Annotated in this window: 18 protein-coding genes; 14 read left to right on the top strand and 4 right to left on the bottom strand. The window is 51.7% G+C overall.

Annotation, left to right across the window (positions count from 1 at the left end):
- Positions 1–336: 336 nt before the first annotated feature.
- Positions 337–1,251, bottom strand: coding sequence for a glycosyltransferase (locus R2X38_RS23255; RefSeq protein WP_317524747.1), 915 nt, complete (start codon positions 1,249–1,251; stop codon positions 337–339).
- Between the two features lie 179 nt (positions 1,252–1,430).
- Here R2X38_RS23255 and R2X38_RS23260 point away from each other — a divergent pair, with 179 nt between their 5' ends.
- The 14 genes from R2X38_RS23260 to R2X38_RS23325 all read left to right on the top strand — a co-directional run bounded on the left by R2X38_RS23260 (position 1,431) and on the right by R2X38_RS23325 (position 17,373).
- Complete coding sequence (locus tag R2X38_RS23260; protein ID WP_317524748.1) at positions 1,431–2,582, top strand: glycosyltransferase; 1,152 nt, start codon at positions 1,431–1,433, stop codon at positions 2,580–2,582.
- Positions 2,579–3,952 (top strand): lipopolysaccharide biosynthesis protein, encoded by a 1,374-nt coding sequence (locus tag R2X38_RS23265; RefSeq protein ID WP_317524749.1) that lies wholly within the window; start codon positions 2,579–2,581, stop codon positions 3,950–3,952. The genes R2X38_RS23260 and R2X38_RS23265 overlap by 4 nt, the downstream gene beginning before the upstream one ends.
- Positions 3,949–5,280, top strand: a complete 1,332-nt coding sequence (locus tag R2X38_RS23270) for an O-antigen ligase family protein (RefSeq protein ID WP_317524750.1) — start codon at positions 3,949–3,951, stop codon at positions 5,278–5,280. The genes R2X38_RS23265 and R2X38_RS23270 overlap by 4 nt, the downstream gene beginning before the upstream one ends.
- The gene (locus R2X38_RS23275) at positions 5,264–5,959 is read left to right on the top strand and encodes an acyltransferase (protein WP_317524751.1); all 696 of its coding nucleotides are present in this window, start codon (positions 5,264–5,266) and stop codon (positions 5,957–5,959) included. The genes R2X38_RS23270 and R2X38_RS23275 overlap by 17 nt, the downstream gene beginning before the upstream one ends.
- Position 5,960: 1 nt before the next feature.
- Complete coding sequence (locus R2X38_RS23280; RefSeq protein WP_317524752.1) at positions 5,961–7,109, top strand: glycosyltransferase; 1,149 nt, start codon at positions 5,961–5,963, stop codon at positions 7,107–7,109.
- A gap of 106 nt (positions 7,110–7,215) precedes the next feature.
- Positions 7,216–7,557, top strand: a complete 342-nt coding sequence (locus R2X38_RS23285) for a hypothetical protein (protein ID WP_317524753.1) — start codon at positions 7,216–7,218, stop codon at positions 7,555–7,557.
- Complete coding sequence (locus R2X38_RS23290) at positions 7,554–8,996, top strand: sugar transporter (RefSeq protein ID WP_317524754.1); 1,443 nt, start codon at positions 7,554–7,556, stop codon at positions 8,994–8,996. The genes R2X38_RS23285 and R2X38_RS23290 overlap by 4 nt, the downstream gene beginning before the upstream one ends.
- Positions 8,993–10,069 carry a glycosyltransferase gene (locus tag R2X38_RS23295; RefSeq protein WP_317524755.1) on the top strand — a complete coding sequence of 359 codons (1,077 nt, stop codon included), beginning with the start codon at positions 8,993–8,995 and terminating at the stop codon, positions 10,067–10,069. The genes R2X38_RS23290 and R2X38_RS23295 overlap by 4 nt, the downstream gene beginning before the upstream one ends.
- A 12-nt stretch (positions 10,070–10,081) precedes the next feature.
- The gene (locus tag R2X38_RS23300; protein ID WP_317524756.1) at positions 10,082–11,908 is read left to right on the top strand and encodes a sugar transferase; all 1,827 of its coding nucleotides are present in this window, start codon (positions 10,082–10,084) and stop codon (positions 11,906–11,908) included.
- Positions 11,909–11,966: 58 nt separating this feature from the next.
- Complete coding sequence (locus R2X38_RS23305; RefSeq protein ID WP_317524757.1) at positions 11,967–12,281, top strand: STAS domain-containing protein; 315 nt, start codon at positions 11,967–11,969, stop codon at positions 12,279–12,281.
- A 1-nt stretch (position 12,282) separates the two neighbouring features.
- Positions 12,283–13,077 carry an OmpA family protein gene (locus R2X38_RS23310; protein ID WP_317524759.1) on the top strand — a complete coding sequence of 265 codons (795 nt, stop codon included), beginning with the start codon at positions 12,283–12,285 and terminating at the stop codon, positions 13,075–13,077.
- Positions 13,074–15,161 (top strand): SLBB domain-containing protein, encoded by a 2,088-nt coding sequence (locus tag R2X38_RS23315; RefSeq protein WP_317524760.1) that lies wholly within the window; start codon positions 13,074–13,076, stop codon positions 15,159–15,161. Before R2X38_RS23310 ends, R2X38_RS23315 begins: the two co-directional genes overlap by 4 nt.
- Positions 15,158–15,850 (top strand): hypothetical protein, encoded by a 693-nt coding sequence (locus tag R2X38_RS23320; RefSeq protein WP_317524761.1) that lies wholly within the window; start codon positions 15,158–15,160, stop codon positions 15,848–15,850. The genes R2X38_RS23315 and R2X38_RS23320 overlap by 4 nt, the downstream gene beginning before the upstream one ends.
- A 23-nt stretch (positions 15,851–15,873) precedes the next feature.
- Complete coding sequence (locus tag R2X38_RS23325; protein WP_317524762.1) at positions 15,874–17,373, top strand: SpoIIE family protein phosphatase; 1,500 nt, start codon at positions 15,874–15,876, stop codon at positions 17,371–17,373.
- A gap of 26 nt (positions 17,374–17,399) precedes the next feature.
- Here the strand turns inward: R2X38_RS23325 and R2X38_RS23330 are convergent, their stop codons facing one another.
- The 3 genes from R2X38_RS23330 to R2X38_RS23340 all read right to left on the bottom strand — a co-directional run bounded on the left by R2X38_RS23330 (position 17,400) and on the right by R2X38_RS23340 (position 19,888).
- On the bottom strand, positions 17,400–18,383 hold the full coding sequence (locus R2X38_RS23330) for a glycosyltransferase family 4 protein (RefSeq protein ID WP_317524763.1): 984 nt from the start codon (positions 18,381–18,383) through the stop codon (positions 17,400–17,402).
- Positions 18,384–18,478: 95 nt separating this feature from the next.
- Positions 18,479–18,865: a 50S ribosomal protein L17 gene (gene rplQ, locus R2X38_RS23335; protein WP_007468807.1), complete on the bottom strand. Its 387-nt coding sequence runs from the start codon at positions 18,863–18,865 to the stop codon at positions 18,479–18,481.
- Between the two features lie 33 nt (positions 18,866–18,898).
- The gene (locus R2X38_RS23340; protein WP_039465380.1) at positions 18,899–19,888 is read right to left on the bottom strand and encodes a DNA-directed RNA polymerase subunit alpha; all 990 of its coding nucleotides are present in this window, start codon (positions 19,886–19,888) and stop codon (positions 18,899–18,901) included.
- Between the last annotated feature and the right edge of the window lie 7 nt (positions 19,889–19,895).

Genomic DNA, 19,895 nt, shown 5'->3' on the forward strand with positions numbered 1-19,895 from the left:
CATTGATAATTCTTTTGTTGACTATCATTTCACGAGTGCCCACACAGATTGCATGGTCAAATTGTTAAAGAACAATATATTCAACGATTTATTAGCGATTATCGAAACAATCTCTCGTTGAACAGGGCAGCCATTCTATCCAATCAATCCTCAGTGTCAAACACTTTTTGAAAATTTATTTTTAAGAGTGATTTCCCTTACCGATACGTTGCTGGCTAAGCCGCCGTACTCCGTGTCGGTGATGCGGCATTATAGGGAGCTAATTGATATTGGCAAGCATAAAAATAAAAAAAAACACCAAGCGCGCAAAAAACAGACAAGGTATGACGTAAGTGTCTATTTTGATGACAACAGACTCAATATATCCCGTCCTGCAGCCTTTACCCTGCGTCGGTTAGGCTGCAAACAAAGGACGAATAGCTCTTGGCTGGCGGAAGTAAGGTAAGCCTTTTTCAGGCGGTTAAACTCCGCTTTGCCGGTTACCCAACGCAAATAGCCTGCTAGCAATGCCATTGGCTGGTTGGTAACAGCATTACGGTGGCGGTCTAGGATATGCTTCATCGCATTAAGTCGTTTTCCATGATCCCGGCTGATGGCATCGGTCCGATCGGATACATAATGACAAAGGTTGCAATCAAGCACCCCAACCTCACCGACTCCAGCTACCTTGAGCCACAAATCCCAGTCAGAAGCCGACCTCAATTTAGGGTCAAAGCCACCGACTTTCATTAAGGCCGACTTTTTCACCATCACTGTACTGGTTCCCACCATATTTTCGGCAAACAAGAGTGGCGTAAACGAAGGGAATACGGTCACAGGGTCAACACTGAGCTTATTGCGAAAACGTGGCCAAAATGCAAAACACCCGATAATAGGCTCACCGGCTTCGGTAATATGCATATAGTCGGTAAAACTCATGACCATCTCAGGGTAATGGTCGTGGAGGTCGAGCTGTTGCGATAACTTGTTGCCAAGCCAGTAATCGTCAGCATCAAGAAATGCAATCAGCTCATTGCTGCAATGTTCTATCCCTAGATTTCTCGCCTGCGAAGCTCCTGCCCGGTCACTGAAGAGCACCTTGATATCGTTCTGCTGCGCCAACCATTCACGTGAACCGTCGGTTGAGCCGTCATCAACCACAATAATCTCAACCGCGACACCTTGGCTACGGATACTGTCGATTGCCCGAGGTAGCGTTGCTAGGCAGTTGTAATTTGGCATCACTACACTCACCGCTGTTTTATAGCTCATCTTCTTTATCCCATTTGTCTGTTCGTTGTGAGGTACACAGATGCAAGCGATGAGCCAACTACGGGTTGGCATCAAATTTGGATAGTTGTATGTAAAGGCTAGCAAGAGCAACTTGCAGCGCAACGGTCAACTATTTCGAGGCACCCGCGCAAAACAATGGGTGACGTGAGGGAAGAACTATGAAAAAGATCGGCTATGTGATCCCCGTCTTTCCAACATTATCTGAAACCTTTGTTGGTGTTGAGATCAGGGCAATGAAAACACTGGGGCATGCTGTTCAACCTTATGCTTTCAGCCCAGGCCAACACTTCCAGCCAGCCGATAATGAATTGAAAACGCAATGTCGCTACCTATCTTCAGCGCCCAATTACCCCTTTGCCAATATATGGAATTTTCACCGCTGCCACCGTTTTCTCACACAACAGCAAGGTTTCAGCTACCTTTCGCTGTTACGCCAAGGGCTACAGCTGGCTTACCTCGCCCAGCAGGATCAATGTGAACACCTCCACGCCCATTTTGCCTGGCACAGTACGGCAACGGCGATTGTTGCGGCAAAGCTGCTCAACATCCCCGTTTCTTTTGTCGGCCACGGCGCTGATATCTATGCCACCCCACAGGACATTGATAGCAAACTAAAAGCCGCTAACTTTATCTGCGCTGTCACCAAAGACATGCAAAATGAACTGCAAACTGCAACAAAAAGTCCAGTTTTGCATATACCTTGCGGTATTGATGCCTCGCAATATCCACCGCTCAATACCAACTGGCAGCCAAAGAAAGACTTCTTGTTCATTGGCCGGCTGGTTGAGAAAAAAGGGCTTGATACATTGCTTCATGCACTAAGCCAACTCCCTTCCGACACCAACCTGGATATTGTTGGAGACGGCCCACTACGACCAAGCCTCAACCAACTTGCCCATCAACTCGGGCTTAATTCTCACACCCGATCGCAAGTTCATTTTCTCGGCCATAAGGAGTCAGCTTGGTACCGCCAGCATGCCAACGACTACAAAGCCCTTGTCGCCCCATTCACCATCGCCCCCAATGGTGATAAAGACACCGGCCCGCTAGTCATCAAAGAGGCAATGGCATTGGGCCTTCCGGTGATTACGACTGACTTATCTGGATGCAATGAAATCCTCGAACAGCAGTACGGTCTCCAGGTACCCATGGATGATCATCTTGCTCTTGCTAACGCCATGGCAACGCACCGTTTGCAACCCATCTCCGCTCTCAAGCAAATCAGGGCAAGGGCCTTTGATCGGGTGATGGATCAATTTACCGCCCTTTCACAAGCCAAAAGGCTTTCTACACAGGTAGAAGCATTATGACTCCGGCAATGACTATGGCGGTATACGCTGTCGGCTTGGTCAGCAGCAAGCTAATTGCCCTTGGCCTCCAGCCTTTCGTCACGCAGTGGCTGGGTGCAGATCAATTTGGCCAACTTGATGTACTGGTGACCTTAGGCAGTCTACTCACCCTGATCATGGCATTTGGGATCAGTGACGCCATGTACCGTTTTGCCCATGACCAAGCAGATCAGGCCGCTTTTTTTCGTTGCACATTCGGACTCATTTTGCTGATTGCCTCTGTGATAATGATACTGGGGCAGACCTTCCTCTCCGAACTGCAACAAATCCTGCCGGGAGCCCCCTCATCTTTTGCAGTGCGCTGTTTGTTAATCACCCTATTGCTCAACACCCTGTGTTGCGTACCGCTAGCAATCCTTAGGATACGTAACCTTGCAAACCAGTTTGTGCTGGCGCAGGTTGCTTTCGCTTTGGCTCAAGGACTGGGGATCGTTTGTCTCGCACCTCAGTACGGCATTGATGGGATAATGGCAGCAGGTCTAGTCGCGCAAATTGTCCAGCTCATCACTCTCGCCAAGCATTTTCCGGCCCCAAGACTGGGCCTTAGTGCCTTACTGCTGAAATACGGCCGTGCCATTACCCTTTCGGGCATACTCAGCTTTTTAGTTATGGGGGTTGAGCGCTGGGCCATCGCCGATACCCTCGGCTTAGCGGCACTGGCCCCCTATGCGATTGCTGCACAGTGGGCCATCGCTGCCAGCTTGCTACTCGAACCTTTTGGTATGTGGTGGTTTCCCAAGCGCTTCGGCTTGCTCGGTACTCAAGCACAACGCCAGCAAGCTGCAACCCTGAGTGTGTTGGGTTGCCAATTAGGTTGTCTGGTTGCAGCAGGGATCATCATTATTGGCTCCCGCTTTTTGTTACTCTGGCTACCTGCCGAATTTCACCAGAGCGCACAGATCCTCCCCCTTCTGGGCATCACCGTCATGTTCAAACATGCCAGCACCCTGCTCAACATAGGCTGTTACCACCAGAAGGACGGCAAGAGCATCATTGCTATCGGGATTGTCAGTGCGATATGTGCAGTCGCCCTATTAGTATTTATTCTCCCCCGTTTTGGACTCTACCCGTTTATTTTGGCGGGTATCGCTTTACAACTACTGCGGGTTAGCTTGTTTTATCTCTGGAGTCAGTATTACCTACGTCTGCCCTACCCACTGACGCGCCTTGCTGTAAGCTATGGTCTCGTAGCCTTAATTCTGGTTAGCCATATCCACTTCAAAATGGCCTATGAGATCGCCTTTAGCCTACTGTTATTGGTACAAGTTGGCTGGCCATGGCTTCGCTCTCAGCTGACGGGATGGAAAAAAGCAGCGGAGGCTAACGGATGAAACGGCAAAACCAATGGCTCCTCGCCCTGATCAGCTGCGGATTGATTTTCCTGGCCTGGATGTCGCAAGGCAACTTGGTGTTGGTGGCTAGCCTGCTATTTGTTCTGCCGTTTGTCATCAGCCAAGCCTTCCTGGTTTGCGTCGGCTTCATTATCTTCTCTTATTTCAGGATCCACGAAGCCTTTCCGTTACTCATGCCACTGAAGATCCCCCAGCTATTGGCACTGGCGAGTTTAGCCGGTCTTGGCTGGCAGCTCTGGCTCCAGCGGGACACCGTCAACTGGCACCGTCTGCAAACCCTCTTCCTGCTCTTCAGTGCCTGGGTGCTGGTGTCCTGCCTATTCGCCACCAACCGTGGTGAAGCCTTTGCCAGTTTCAATGGCAACTTCATCAAAATTGTCATTATGGTCTTTGCCATCAGTTGGCTGCCCCAGCGGCTGCCACAACTCAAAGTGATCCCTTATTTGCTGCTGCTCAGCGGTTTGCTAATTGGTGGACTGGCCCTGTTCAACAAAGCCACGGGCATTGGCCTGGTGGAAGGTACCCGGGTCACTATCGGCCGGGATATCGGTTCAATGCTTGGCGATCCCAATGATTTGGCGCTGGTACTGCAGTTTCCGGTGTCATTTGCCATGGCCTACAGCTTCCATGGCCCTAAATGGCAAAGGATACTGGCGTTCATAGTGCTGATCATCATGATCATGAGTGTACTCGCCACGCAAAGCCGCGGGGGATTGCTCGGCATTGCCTGTGTTGTCTTTGCCATGGCGCTGCTGAAAAGCCGCTCCATCGTATTACCCAGCATTATCAGTGGGATCGGGTTGATGGCCTTGGTACTGCTAGCAGGGATAAGTGACCGTAGTTCCGGCGGGGCAGCTGAAGCCGGGATAGACGAATCTGCCATGGGGAGGATCTATGCCTGGCAAGCCGCCTTCAACATGGCCGTCAGCAATCCGTTTGCCGGGGTTGGCCTCAACAATTTCTACTACAACTACTATTTCTATTCTCCCCACTGGGACGGCAAGAACCATGCGGTGCACAGCACCTGGCTCCAGATCCTGTCAGAAACCGGCTTTGTCGGATTGGTATTATTCCTGCTTATGGTAATAGGCGCCCTGCGTGTCAGTTATCAGCTTCTCAAACGCCTCGAGCACCATGAGATGAAGCCGCTGGCGCAAGGGTTATGGCTGGGAACCCTTTCTTTCTGTGTCAGCGGGACATTCCTGACTCAGGGGACAACCTGGCCACTTTACATCCTAATCGGATTACTACTGGCACTAGACCGGCTCACCCTAAACCAGGAGATAAATCATGCGCGCACTTGTTAAAGCCCACTTGGCGCCAAACCACTTTGCCATGCTCAAAGGTATGGTTCAGCAGCTAAGAGGCAATTCACTCCCCTCGATCCCCCTTTTGCACAAAGGGCTGTATCACTTGCATTTGGCGATAAAGCAAAGTCTTCACTGCATTTTGCAAAAAGGCTATTTCACCCCTATCTTTGTTTCCCGCCTGGCCAACCGTCCCCGCCATCTGCAATTAGACTGCGGTATGCCGCAAATCATCGGGCCGCTAAACATCACGCTCGGTGAAAACTGCCGCCTTTCCGGCATCGCAACCTATTGTGGCAGGGCCTGGGGTGAACAGCTCCCACAACTCACTGTCGGTGACAACGTCGATATCGGCTGGCAAAACACCCTAGCCGTTGGCCGGACTATCCGCATTGACGACAATGTGCGACTGGCAGGTAAAGTTTTCCTCGCCGGATTCCCCGGCCACCCGATGGATCCGGCAGCCAGGGCCGAAGGCAAACCGGACACAGACCAGCAAGTTGGTGACATTCACCTGTGCCGCAACGTCTGGTTGGGGACAGGGGTTATGGTTATGGCCGGGGTGACTATTGGTGAAGGCAGCGTGATCGCTGCCGGCAGTGTAGTGACGAAAGATATCCCGGCAGGGGTGCTGGCAGGCGGTAATCCAGCCAAGGTTATCAAGCAACTGGAGTATTGAGATGGAATTTTTGGTTTTCGGTGAAGACTGGGGACGCCACCCCTCAAGCAGTCAGCATTTACTCCAAGCAATTGGTGAGCACTATAAGGTGCATTGGATAAACTCAATCGGCCTGCGCCAACCGTCACTCAATTTCAAGGATCTATTGCGAATAGGCGAGAAGTTAATGGCTGCAGGGAAAGCTGAGACTTCGTGTCAACCGACACAGGAAAGCCCCGAAGCAACCTCAATGACAAAGCCGACTTCCATTATCAAGCCGCTGGTCTGGCCGATGGCCCAAAATCCCCTCATCCAACAGCTCAATAACCTATTACTGAAACGGCAAGTCAGCGCCAAACGTTACCAGCGGGTAGTATGGGCGGCCTTACCCAGTGCAGTAGACTACTTGGATATCTGCGACAGTGATCTAGTGATCTACTACTGTGGTGACGACTTTTCCGCACTGGCCGGGGTCGACCACCAGCTCGCCGCTGACGCCGAACGGCGCTTAGTAGCCCGAGCAGATATCATTTTTGCCTGCAGTCCCACTTTGCAAGCTAAGTTCCCCGCCGGCAAAACCGTTCTGTTGCCACATGGTGTGCACCTGTCGCAATTTGCAAACGCAACAACCTGCCCGGAAGATATCGATCCGAACAAACCCAGTATTGGCTTCTATGGCAGCCTGAATAACTGGCTCGATCAATCGCTTATCATCAGACTTGCCCAGGCACGCCCCAACATCAACTTCTATTTTATTGGCCGTGAAGACAGTGATATAGAAGCGATGCGCCAACAGGCTAACATCATCCTGTTGCCTGCAAAGCCCCACCACCAGCTCCCCCAATACCTTCAGCATTGGAGTATGGCGATCCTACCCTTTGTCGACAATGATCAGATCCGCGCCTGTAACCCATTGAAGCTAAGGGAATACCTTGCGGCAGGTAGCCCGGTCATCAGCGCGAACTTTCCAGCGACGGCCCCTTACCGAGATCTGATCACAACAGCCAGCAAAGAATCCGAATGGTTAACAGCTATCGATCACTACTGCCAATGGACAACTCAGCAAAGAAGTAACCATGCCAAGCAGGCCTATCAAGCGGTTAGTCATGAAAGCTGGTCGTTGCGTGCTACACAAGCGGTTGAAGTCATTAAACAAAAATTACCGCACTAACCTAGTGTCAATATTTTTAGGCGGAAGATAACAATTCTCCCAACTTCAGGCACTTTTTTTGCTACCAATAAATGTAAGAGCAAATGGAGTCACCGAGGGGGGAACAATGAAAAGAATATTGATCGCGTTAGGCTGCCTGTTAATGGTTGGCTGTGCCACACAACCCGGGCCAAGCAGCCTGACCCTGTTCTTCAGCCCGGAGCAAATCTCACTCACTACCGAACAGCAGCGCAAGATCAGTGATTTCCTGGCGCAAAACCCCTACCAACAATTAAATGCCAAAGTCGCCCCGGCTGATTTGGACAATCCCTTTGACGCTCTGCTTCAGGGACAGAAACGAATCCAGGCGGTCAGTACCCTCTCCAACAGTCAGAATATCCCACTGCATCTGGAATATGTACCGACCCAGACCGCTGATACCTTGATATTAGAAAGGCAAGCACCATGAGGCACCAACTCTTTGCCAAGCTATATCCGCTCCTGCAGGCACTGTGGAATCACCGCTACCTGCTCATCATCCCTGTGTTAGTGATGCCACTACTGATGACGGCAGGCGGAGCCCTCAAAGCCAAGCGCTACTACGCCCAGACCACTATTTTGGTCCAGGAAGCCGCGATGCTGAATCCGTTTCTGGAGGATTTATCCATCTCGATGAACCTGCAAAAACGTATTAAGGCGCTGCGGGTGTTACTCCACAGCCAATTTGTTCTCCAGCAGGTCGCTGTTGACCTTGAATTGGCATCGGCGGACAACCCCGGCCAACTCAATGCCGTCACCAGCCAGCTCAATAGCAACTTGAGCGTTAATCTGATTGGTAACGACTTGGTTCAGCTTGGTCTTAATTGGCATGCCCCTGAAGAGATGCCCCTGATCCTCAATAAACTCTCATCCTTATTTCTGGACAAACTGCGCGCCCCAGGCCGGGCCTCGATTGATGGCTCTGAGCTTTTCCTCCAGCAGCAGCTTGAATCTACCTTGGCCGATCTCGAGAGCGCCGAAAGTGCATTGGCCATCTTCAAGTCAGACAATGCCAGTAACTTACCCCAGCTACAGGGAAGCCGGATCCAGAATGACGCCCAGATCAACACCCTGATCCAGGAAACCAAGCTCGAACTGCTTAATGCCCAGGCCAAGCGGGATAACTTCTATGACCGCCTCGCCAGTACCAACCCCGTCGTCGGTATGCTCGAGGCTGAAATCGTCAAGGCCGAGGCAGAGCTCGCGATACTCCGGGCAAGCTATACCGACCGCCACTCTTCGGTAAGAGCTGTACTGCGTCAGTTGGATCGCCTCAAGCAAGAACGCTCCCGCCTGGTTGACCAGCAACAGTCGCTCAACCCGCAGCAGGTCAGCCAGTTGTGGCAACGCATCGCCAGTAACACCCAACAGCTGGATAACCCCAACCAACCGATTTTGATCAGCCAGTTTGAGCAGTTGCAGCAGGCAGAAAACCAGATCCAGTCTCTACAAGGCGAACTACAGCTGCTTGAATCCCAAGCCTTGCAGCTTGAAGAAAAGCGGGCCGAGTTTGCCCAACTGGAAAAAGAGCTGACAGTGCTGCAGCGCAACTATGACGTAAAGGCAAAAATCTACAACCAGCTCCTTGAACGTTATGAGATGGCCAAGGTGACCGGCCAGTTAGGACGATTCGAAGAGCCTGACAAACTCAAAATTATCGCCCGTCCCAGCGTACCGAGCCAACCTCTCAATTGGCCATGGTGGCTCAACTTCAGCTTGGGCATTGTTGTTGGCCTAGGATTAGGGCTATCACTGGTTTGCGCCGTGCAGTTACTTGATACCCGACTCTACCAAAGCCGGCAAATCACCCGTCTAGCCAAGGCGCCAGTATTGATCAGAATTCCACACTTTACCGAGGAGGCATCATGACTACCCATACCCTACAGGTTGTTCAGCACCTAAATCCGGGAGGTATTGAAAGACTGGTGCTCAACCTTGTGCGCTTCGCCTCAAAGGATAACCAAGTGCATGTTGTCGCCTTAGAAGGGAATAAAGAACAGGCGATTGCGCAATGGCCCGAGCTCGCCCCTTTCACTGATCGGCTGTATTTCCTCGACAAGCCTGCGGGACGCGATATAAAAACTATTTTCAAATTGCGCCGCCTTATCCGCACATTGCAAGCCCTGGTTATCCATTCTCATCACCTAGGGCCTCTTTTATATAGCCGCGCCGCTTGTCTTGGCCTCAAGGGCATCACTCACATCCAAACCGAGCACGACAGCTGGCACCTGGACGATCCCAAGCAGCGCCTGCTAACCCGCAGTTTGCTGGCGGGAAGTCAGATCAAACTGGTGGCCGATGCTCCTCGGGTTGCCGATCACTTGTGTGCCTTAGGGATCAAAACAGATCACATCATTATCAATGGGATCGATACCCAACACTACGTCCCGGGACATAGCGCGCAGGCCCGCCACCAACTCCAGCTTCCAACCGATGCATTGATCATTGGCTGTGCCGGACGTCTAGTGAAGGAAAAAGGTATCGATATCTTGCTTGAGGCATTGGAAACACTGCCCGAAAGCTACCGGCTTGCCGTCGCCGGCGATGGGCCGGAGCGCCAACCGCTGGAACACCTAGCGCAGCAACTGGGGCTAAAAGGGCGAGTACATTGGCTCGGTCGCTGCGATAACATGCTGAACTTCTATCATGCCATCGACTTATTCTGCATGCCCTCGCGCCAGGAAGGACTGCCGCTGGCACTGCTGGAGGCACAGGCCTGTGGCAAACCCGTGGTGGCGACCGATGTCGGCGGTATCCCCGATTTGATATGCCCCCACAGCGGGCACCTTATCCCACCCGATCAACCCGCCGTGCTGGGGCAGAGCCTACTGGAGAAACTCCGCGGGCCGATACAAAGCTGCGCCCAAACAACACAATACATTCGTCAATTCGCCGATGTCAGGGCGATGGCGAGCGCTTATGAATCCCTGGCCAACGCATAGGAGAGGTTGACCATGACTATCAGCTGGATGGTATTAATTGCCCTAACCCTGATCATTTTCTATCACCATATTATCTATACCGGTTTGATGGTGGTGTGGGGGCGAAAATCGCCCAACGCTTTGCCAGATAACGACAGCGATACTGACATTGCCACACTCGATACAGATCACGAGTCGGGGGAGCAGCCCACTGTCGCCATCCTCATCCCGGCCCACAATGAAGCCGAATTTATCGAGGCAAAGCTTGCCAACCTAATGATGCTGGATTACCCGCCAGAAAAACTCTCAGTCTGGGTATGCTGTGATGGCTGCAGCGACAACACCGCAGATATCGTCGCAGAGTGGCAAACCAAGTATGCCAAGGCCGGTATTCGCCTTGAGTGCATGGATGAGCCAGACAACAAGGGCAAGGTAATCCGTATCAACCAGTTGCTGACGGAGGTTAAAGGCCAGGTTGATTTAATTGCGATGTCGGATGTCTCTGCTCTGCTGTCTATTGACGCCCTCACCCAGGCTGCCAGCAGTTTTCGCGATCAGCACATTGGCGCCCTCACCTGCAACTATCTATTGGCGGAAGCTCCCGATGGTGAGCAGCAATACTGGCAATGGCAAAATGCAATCCGCCAAACCGAATCGCAAATAGGCAATGTGATGGGAGGGAATGGTGCCTTCTACATTGTTCGTGCCGAACTGCTTTCACCCCTGCCGGAAGATACCATCAATGATGATTTCATCCAGACTATGCTGGTGATCAAACAGGGCTATCAGGTTCAGTTCAACCACTATATCAACAGTGTCGAACTTTCGCCGTCGACAGATCAGGATACCTACCAACGCCGCCAGCGTATAGGGGCGGGCAACCTGCAGCAGTTGATACGCTGCCGGTTCGTCTTCCGCAGCAGCCATCAAGGTGCTCGCTGGCTATTTACCTCAGGCAAGGCAATGCGCACCGTGATGCCCTTTATTTTGGTTGGCTACTTACTGCTATCTACAATCTTGGCTTTTCAAGGCTCTGCCATTGCCCAGACCTTACTGGCCCTGCAGTTGGTCGGCTATAGCGCAGCAGCCTTGCCCTTGTTGGGTATCAGCAACAAACTAACGAACAAACTGCATTACTTCATCGGTGGCTATGCCGCCTCGTTACTGGGGATGACCCGTTACCTGATGGGGCATTTCCGCACAGGGTGGCGCCACCAGCCACCGGTCTCTGACTATCAGGCGCAATCAACCCTGTTTATGAAAAGGGCCAGCGATGTCGTGCTTGCCGGTATCGGATTGATCATCACCCTACCTGTGTGGCCTGTCATTGCCCTGCTGATCAAATTGGACTCGCCCGGCCCCGTGTTCTATCGCCAGATGCGAGTCGGAAAAATCAGCGACCAACAGGTGGAGCTGTTCGAAGTCATCAAGTTCCGCTCGATGTCCAACAACGCCGAATCGGCTTCGGGAGCAACCTGGGCCCAACAAAATGATCCACGTGTTACCCGGATAGGACATTTCCTGCGGGTCACCCGCCTTGATGAACTGCCCCAATTCATCAACGTCCTAAAAGGCGATATGGCGCTGATTGGCCCGCGGCCGGAGCGTCCGCAATTTTGTGGCAAATTGCAAAATGCATTGCCATTTTATCTTGAGCGAACCGCAGGCCTAAAACCGGGGATCACCGGTCTTGCCCAAGTCAGCCAAGGCTATGACAGCAGCTTGGAAGATGTGAAAAGCAAAATCGGCTTTGATCACGCCTACGCGCTGGCGCTGAGCTCACCGCTGCAATGGCTGAAGATGGACTTGTTCATCATTTTCAAAACCATTTACATCATGGTTAGTAAACGCGGGCAATAGTTGGCACAGCACTTGTATTGTTAGAGGAGGACTTCACTACTCACAATAAAGGCCAGTTATGAATCAAGTAGTAAATAATGCCAATATCGGTTTGACGCTCCAGGACGAATTTGATGCCCACCTAGCCAGACAGATGGAGCCGGAGTTCGAATCACTCAGCCAGACCGATAACGATGAGATGATCATCGACATGACTCAGGTACAATTTATTGACTCCTGTGGAATTGGTGCCATTGTTTTCTTATACAAGCGCTTAAAAAGCAGAGGAAAACAGCTACGCCTGCTCAATGTGAACGGCCAACCGCGCCAGCTGATGAAAATGTTAAGGATTGACAAGGTGATCCCCCTGATCACCTCAGCGGAGTTATGTTGATATGGTCAAATTTTCAAGCTTGCTATTGATAATGCTCGCCAGTGGATGTACGACTTGGCCGACATCCGGTGATATCCCGTACTCGGAGCCGGATGTTGATCAGTGGCACGAGCTTGAACACCATAGCTTTGAGCTCCAGCTATTGGCGACCCGGGGTGCCAAACTATGCCTCCCGGGCCAGTATATGGAGCTTGCCAACCTTCACGACAAAGCCGAACAAGAGCACAAGGCGGGTTTTACCGATGATGCCGATATCACCCTGCTGGCCTACCAAACCCAGTTTGCCAAAATCCAGCGCCAGATGGATTGGCTCGAGCACCACACCGAGTGTCTCGATACCCGCTATTCCGAAATCCAGCTAAGGGATCAGTTCCTGTTGCTAATGCGGGTCGATAACCAATTTGCTTTCGACCGTGCCAAGCTATTGCCCGATTACCAAAATGCACTGCGCCGGGCAGCCTCGATCCTAAAACGCCAAGCGCACTGGCGACTGGAGCTCACCGGGCATACCGACACTATCGGCACCGAGCAAAGCAATTACCAGTTAGGTATGCGCCGGGCAGATACGGTCAGGCGCTTCCTGATCGAACAAGGTGTCGACTCGCACCAGATTGCCATTTTCAGTGCCGGTGAACGGGAATCCTATGAAGATCCCAATTCAAGAACCGAGCGTCTAAGTAACCGCAAGGTTGAAGCACGGGTACTGGTCGATCATCATACACGTGCCCCGCACCGGGTGTACTCACTCAGTGACTGGCATGCTGTCAAAGAGCAGCTAAGTCCGGGGTCGCTATGATAAGGCTTTTCCTGATCATCTGTATGCTGGCCGTCACCCCTGTATGGGGGGCGAACCTGACGCCGGGCGATCGGGTTTTCCTCCAACTTCCCGGTGAAGCCGATTTCAAAGAGCCTTTCACCATCGATGATCAGGGTCAGATCAGATTGCCAGAAGTCGGCGCGGTGCCAATTGCAGGCCTATCCCTGTCCCAAGCCGAGCAGCTTATCCGCGAAGAGTTAAAAACGGTCTATCGAAACCTCGATGAATTCAAGTTAAGCATTCTCGAACAGGTACTGAGGGTGCAGGTCCTGGGCTATGTCGAACAGCCCGGCATGATATCACTCAAGCCCGGGAGCAATATCCAGATGGCGATCACCGCAGCCGGTGGTGCCCGCCCCGGGGCCCAGCTCGATCAATTCAAACTGATCCGCAATGGCAACACCCAGCAATTCAACTACAAAGCCTACCTGGATGCCGGTGACCCCGCCAGATTACCAGCGTTGCAAGGTGGTGATACAATCTTCGTCCCTGCCTCACCACTGCTCGGTAACGTCGAAGTCGACTTTGACGCCGCCTCACTGACAAAAGGCGGCGATGCCGATGAAGAGCAAGGGATCACCATCTTCGGTGAGCTGCGCAATCCAGGCACCTTCAGCTACAAGCCGGGTATGACAGTCGTCGATGCCGTAATGCGTGCCGAGGGGGTCACCCGCTATGCTGATGTCACCAAAATCCGGGTGATCACGGACAACATCCCCTACCAATTTGACCTCAAGGCTTATCTTGATAGCGGCGATACCAGCAACCTGCCGCCAATCAAACCAGGAACAACTATTTTTGCCCCGATTGAAGTAGAAGACATCAACACCACCTCACGTACTGTCTACGTGATGGGGGAAGTCAAAGCACCGGGGGCCTACGAGAGCTCTCCCGGCACCGGCTTCATCGATGTGCTTGCCAATGCCGGCGGCCCGACCCGTTTTGCCGATACGACCCAGATCAAATTGCTTAGCAGTACCAAAGCAGCCATGACGGTTAACCTAGTCAAATATACCCAGGCACCGACCCTATATCCCCTACCGGATATGATGGCCGGGGATGTCATTTTCATTCCTGAAAAAATCGATTTCAACGAAAAGTCATGGCTCAAGGTCACCAATGACCGGGCGATCAAGCTCATCGGTGCGGTCAACAACCCCGGCCGGTTCGAGTGGAACAGCAGCATGGGCCTGCTCGATGTCCTTGCCCATGGCGGCGGGCCCAAGCAGCAAGCAAACCTCAGCAACATCCGTGTGCTGCGAGAGCAGGACGGTGCCGGCAACAATGTGATTTACTTCGACCTGGAACGCTTTATCTCCGAAGGAGGCGGCTTCAACCAGCTTCCCCAGCTAATGGCCGGAGACACCATCATTATCGACGAACTCCCCCATGATCCGACAGACAACAAATCGAGCTGGATACGCCAGTCTGCCGATGACTCCATCTATGTGTTTGGGCAAGTCGGTGCACCGGGCCGTTATGCTTTCAACCGCGAGTTGGGCTTTCTGGATATTCTCTCAGCAGCCGACGGACCGAACGGGGATGCCGATCTGCGTCAAATCCGGATCAGCCACCGCAACGACAATACCTCTCGAGTGACCCGACTTAATCTGTCGATGTACTTCGAAACCGGTGATGAAAGCCTACTGCCGAAAATTGTCCCCGGCGATGTCATTTATGTGCCCAAACTCGAAGGTAATTGGCTCGATAAACCTGCCAAGCAAGTGGTCAGGCTGATGGGGTCTGTCAACAAGCCAGGCCGCTATCCCTTCAACAGCCAGATGAATATCCTCGACCTACTGGCAGAAGCCGGAGGCCCCACCGACAGCGCATACATTGAGCGGATCATGATTGTGAATACCTCATGTTGCGGTGACAAGGCACAAACCTTCAACTTACGCGACTATGTCATCGAACCAGCCCGTTACCCCCTGCCCCTGCTAAGGGCCGGTGATACCGTCTATGTTCCCAATATCAATGACTCGGTCGGCGAGCAGTGGCGTCAGGGCTTGAGAGATGTACTGGGGATCTTTACCTTGATAGCCTTAGGAGCAGCATTATGAAACCTTGGCTCAGCGGCGAATACGACCAACTTTTCCATCAAATCCACCAACGAAGTGCTCGGGTGATTACCTTGGCAGGAGCCTCGAATCAATGTGGCACCTCGACCCATTGTAATTGGCTGGCAAGACGCTGTGCTGAAGACCACAAGGTCTTACTGGTCGATCTTGACCTCTCTGGCAGCGGCCAGGGTTATGCCGCCAAACCCTGGCACTGCAATGGCGAAGGCGAAGCCGAGGCCATGGTAACGCTCACCGAGCAGCTCTCCTTACTCCCTCAGCCATGCGAAGAGCGGACTATCCTTGATTTACGCCAGCCACACAGCTTCCATCAGGCGCTTGAGCGTTGGAAGCAGGACTACCACTACATTTTGTGTGATGTCGGCACCATGACCCAAACCAACTGGCGAAACCTGCCTATCAACGCCCTCAGCCATGCCAGTGATGCGACCATCCTTTGCCTGGCGGCAGCGCAAACGACAGAAAGTGAGTTGTTAACCTGTATCGGTAAGCTGGAACAAAACAGCATCCCTTTACTAGGGACGCTCATCAATGATCAGGTTAACCCTTCGCTGGCTGATGAGATCATCCGGGTACTGACAACCAAAGCCCGCTGGTTACCAAGCAGCATCAAACAAAAAGTCGTCGATTATCTGCAAGCCAGTGCGCTTTTGCAGGGAAAATACCAGTAAAGTACCGGCTAGGGAGCCAGAGAATGAATCAAGTGTTGTTCCAGCGCCAGTTTGTCCTCAACTATGAAAATATCTCGGCTATGCGCCGGATACTGGACGACAAAGCCCAGGCGCTACAACTTGCTCCCGACACTATCCAAAGCATTAAGCTAGTCTGCAGTGAGTACTGTGCTAACTTACTGGATCACCAGCAACAGCCAGCAACCCACTGCACCATCAGCTATGGCAGGCATAACGGTCAATATTGTTTTTCTATCAGCGACAACGGCTCGCCATGGCCCGCCCAGACGATCCAAATCAACGAGGCTGAGCTGCCTGATTTCCCAGACGAATCGGGTATGGGTCTTGCCCTTATAAAAACCACCTTCCCCAATTTTAGCTACACGATTAATCCTGATAGCAACAAGATTGAGTTTCTGTTACCTCTGCAATCAACCCGCAAACATCTTGTAATTGTCGATGATAGTCGCAGCCAACTCACCATGCTGAGCAGTTACCTCGAGGCAGACTACCAGCTCTCGATATTCAGCCGGGCCGGGGATGCATTCAAGTGGCTGCAGGGAAACCACTGTGATCTGGTGCTGACCGATCTGTGGATGCCCGACACCAATGGCTTGGAGTTTCGCGGCCTTGTCGGTGAGTTACGCCGCCATCGGTTATTGCCTTTTGTCTTTCTCTCGGGCGATACGGTATCGGAAACCATGGCAGCGGTTACCCAATCCGGGATTGATGATTTCCTTGCCAAACCTATCGAAAAGCATCACCTCCTCCAGGTACTAGAACGGGTACTCAACCGCCATCACCATCTACTCAATGCCTTCGAGGACAACCTGCTTCAGCAACTGGAAACCACAACACCGCTTTATCAGGGTGATCGTCGCTACCAGGCTTACCCGCTGGGTAACTTCAATATGCAGATCAGCCGAGAGCCGGAAATCAGCGGTGACTTTGTTATTCAGCATAGCCTTGAAAATGGTTCACAGTTATTGATCCTCGGGGATCTGATGGGTCATGGTATTGTGGCCAAAGCCAACGGCGGGATCTGTTACGGCTTGATCCAGGGGTTATTGCTCGATCCGACGATCAATCCAGAAACCATTTTCACCCGGCTTAATGATCATCTTTACCGTACCGAAGCAAACCGCCTGATTTGCTTGCTAGGGGTTCACCTTGATCAGGACCAAAAGCTATCTATCTATAATGCGGGAATGCCGGCGCCCCTTAGCTTTACTCCGTCATGCCATAGGCTCAGGGAAGGGATGGGGCTGATTGGGCTGTTCGACTGTATATCTCCTGTTCCGCAGAAGCTTACCTTGAGCCAAGGAGACAGCCTACATTGTTTCAGTGATGGGTTACTGGAATCTGAACTACCCGAAACAGTACAACAACACATAGCAGCCTTGCCTGCCGAGCAACGCCATCACTACCTGTGGCAACGGCAACCTGATAATCATGAAGATGATAGGACGCTGATCAGCCTAACCCCCCAACAACGGATGATGGATGATGAGGGCCAAGCATAAGATTCACACCCAAGGTGAACCCCGTTTTATTGTGAGAGTTGATAAATTTGGCTCAACTGCTGCCAACATGCGGTGTCACTGTAGTTAGCCCTGACCATCTGCTGTTGTTGCTGTGATAACGCAAACCAGTATGCCTCACCGCGCTTCTCTATGTGTTGCAACTTATCCGCTAGCTTTGGCCACTGCGCTTCTTCGACTAGCCACTGCGAGTCGAGCAGTGATGGCATCTCACCGACATCGGTAGCAATTACCACCACACCGTTTGCCATTGCTTCAAGGGCTGCCATCGGCATGCCCTCCGCCCGGGAAGTAATAAGCAGCACATCCAACTGATGCCAGTACGGCGCCATACTCGACACAAAACCATGCCAATTGAGCGGAGCGTTATCTAGCAATGACGCCTGCTCCCCATCGCCAAAAACATGAAAGTCCATACTCGGCAATTGTTGGCACAAGCTGGCAAAACGATCGATGGCTTTTTCATGGCTCAGTCTACCAACAAAACCCACTTGTAATCGATGATGGCGTTTGCGCTCAAGCGCATTCTCTCCGCAACGTACGAAATTGCGCTGCAATTCGCAATGAAACGGCTGGCGTTGTTGGATCTTGCGGCTGACAGCAAGATTGCGTGACAAGCAAGCGCTATACCGGTTAAACCATTCGTAGCAGGCTAACTTACCTGCTACCGCCTCACCTGCATGGAATGTCGTCACTAAATGGAAGGCTGCTAGGACACGACAGCCGCGAGCAAGAATAGATGCTTTATAGCCATGGGCATGAACGACATCACGGCTTGATAAACGTCGGAAAAAGCGGATGGTTGAAGTATCAGCAAGGAAGCGGAAGGGGACACTTGCTTGCTCAAGTTGGGAATACAGGGGATGACCTGGATAGCGGGAGAGAAAGACAACCTCAACATCGACTTGTTGGGATTGCAGCATAAGGGCCAGCTGGTGAATATGGCTTTCGATACCACCGAAGCCTGAACTGTCGACAAAGAGGTAAACCATCTATTAGCATCCTTAATCACAAACGATAAGGAATGAGATGCAAAAAAAAAGCCGAGTCTAAGACTCGGCCTCTTTTTTATTTAACGCGCTAGTGCTTATTCAGCAGCAGCTTCTTCCTGAGCTTCAGGACGATCTACTAGCTCGATATAAGCCATAGGGGCTTTATCGCCAGCACGGAAACCGCATTTCATGATGCGAGTGTAACCGCCTGGACGCTGAGCAAAACGTGGACCCAGTTCGTTAAATAGTTTCGCAACAACTTCGTTATCACGAGTACGTGCGAATGCAAGACGACGGTTAGCAACACTGTCAGTCTTAGCTAGGGTAATCAATGGCTCAATTACGCGACGCAGCTCTTTTGCCTTAGGCAGGGTAGTCTTGATAAGTTCGTGACGTACCAGAGAGCCAGCCATGTTGCTGAACATCGCTTTGCGATGGCTGCTGTTGCGGTTGAGTTGACGACCACTCTTACGATGGCGCATGACCTAATCCTTCTAACTAGATATCAGTAACTATTAATCTTCAGCAATAGATGCTGGCGGCCAGTTTTCTAGGCGCATGCCTAGAGACAGACCACGTGATGCCAGCACGTCTTTGATTTCAGTCAAAGACTTCTTACCAAGGTTTGGAGTCTTAAGAAGCTCAACCTCAGTACGCTGAACAAGATCACCGATGTAGTGGATCGCTTCTGCTTTTAGACAGTTAGCAGAGCGAACAGTTAGTTCAAGATCGTCTACAGGACGCAGTAGGATCGGATCGAACTCCGGCTTCTCTTCTTTCTCTTCAGGAACACGTACATCACGAAGATCTACGAATGCATCCAGTTGCTCAGCTAGGATAGTAGCTGCGCGACGGATAGCTTCCTCAGGATCAAGTGTACCGTTTGTCTCCATATCGATAACAAGCTTGTCAAGGTCAGTACGTTGTTCTACACGTGCTGCCTCAACCGCGTATGCGATACGGTCAACTGGGCTGAAAGTTGCATCAACTAGCAGACGACCAATTGGACGCTCATCTTCTTCAGTGTGAATACGAGCAGACGCTGGTACATAGCCACGACCACGCTCTACCTTGATGCGCATGCTGATATCAGCATTGTCATCAGTTAGGTGGCAGATTACGTGCTCTGGGTTCGCAATCTCAACATCACCGTCGTGGGTGATGTCACCTGCAACAACAGGGCCTGCACCAGATTTATTCAGAGTAAGGATAACTTCGTCTTTACCCTCAACCTTAACGGCTAGGCCTTTAAGGTTTAGAAGGATCTCAAGAATGTCTTCCTGTACTCCTTCTTTGGTGCTGTACTCGTGTAACACACCGTCGATTTCTACTTCAGTGACGGCACAACCCGGCATTGAAGATAGAAGAATACGACGTAGAGCGTTACCAAGAGTGTGGCCGAAACCACGCTCAAGCGGCTCAAGAGTTACTTTTGCATGCGTCGTGTTAACTTGTTCAATATCAACAAGACGTGGCTTAAGAAATTCTGTTACAGAACCCTGCATTGTGTCC

The organism is Photobacterium rosenbergii (assembly GCF_033022775.1).
GTDB classification, from domain to species: Bacteria; Pseudomonadota; Gammaproteobacteria; order Enterobacterales; family Vibrionaceae; genus Photobacterium; species Photobacterium rosenbergii_A.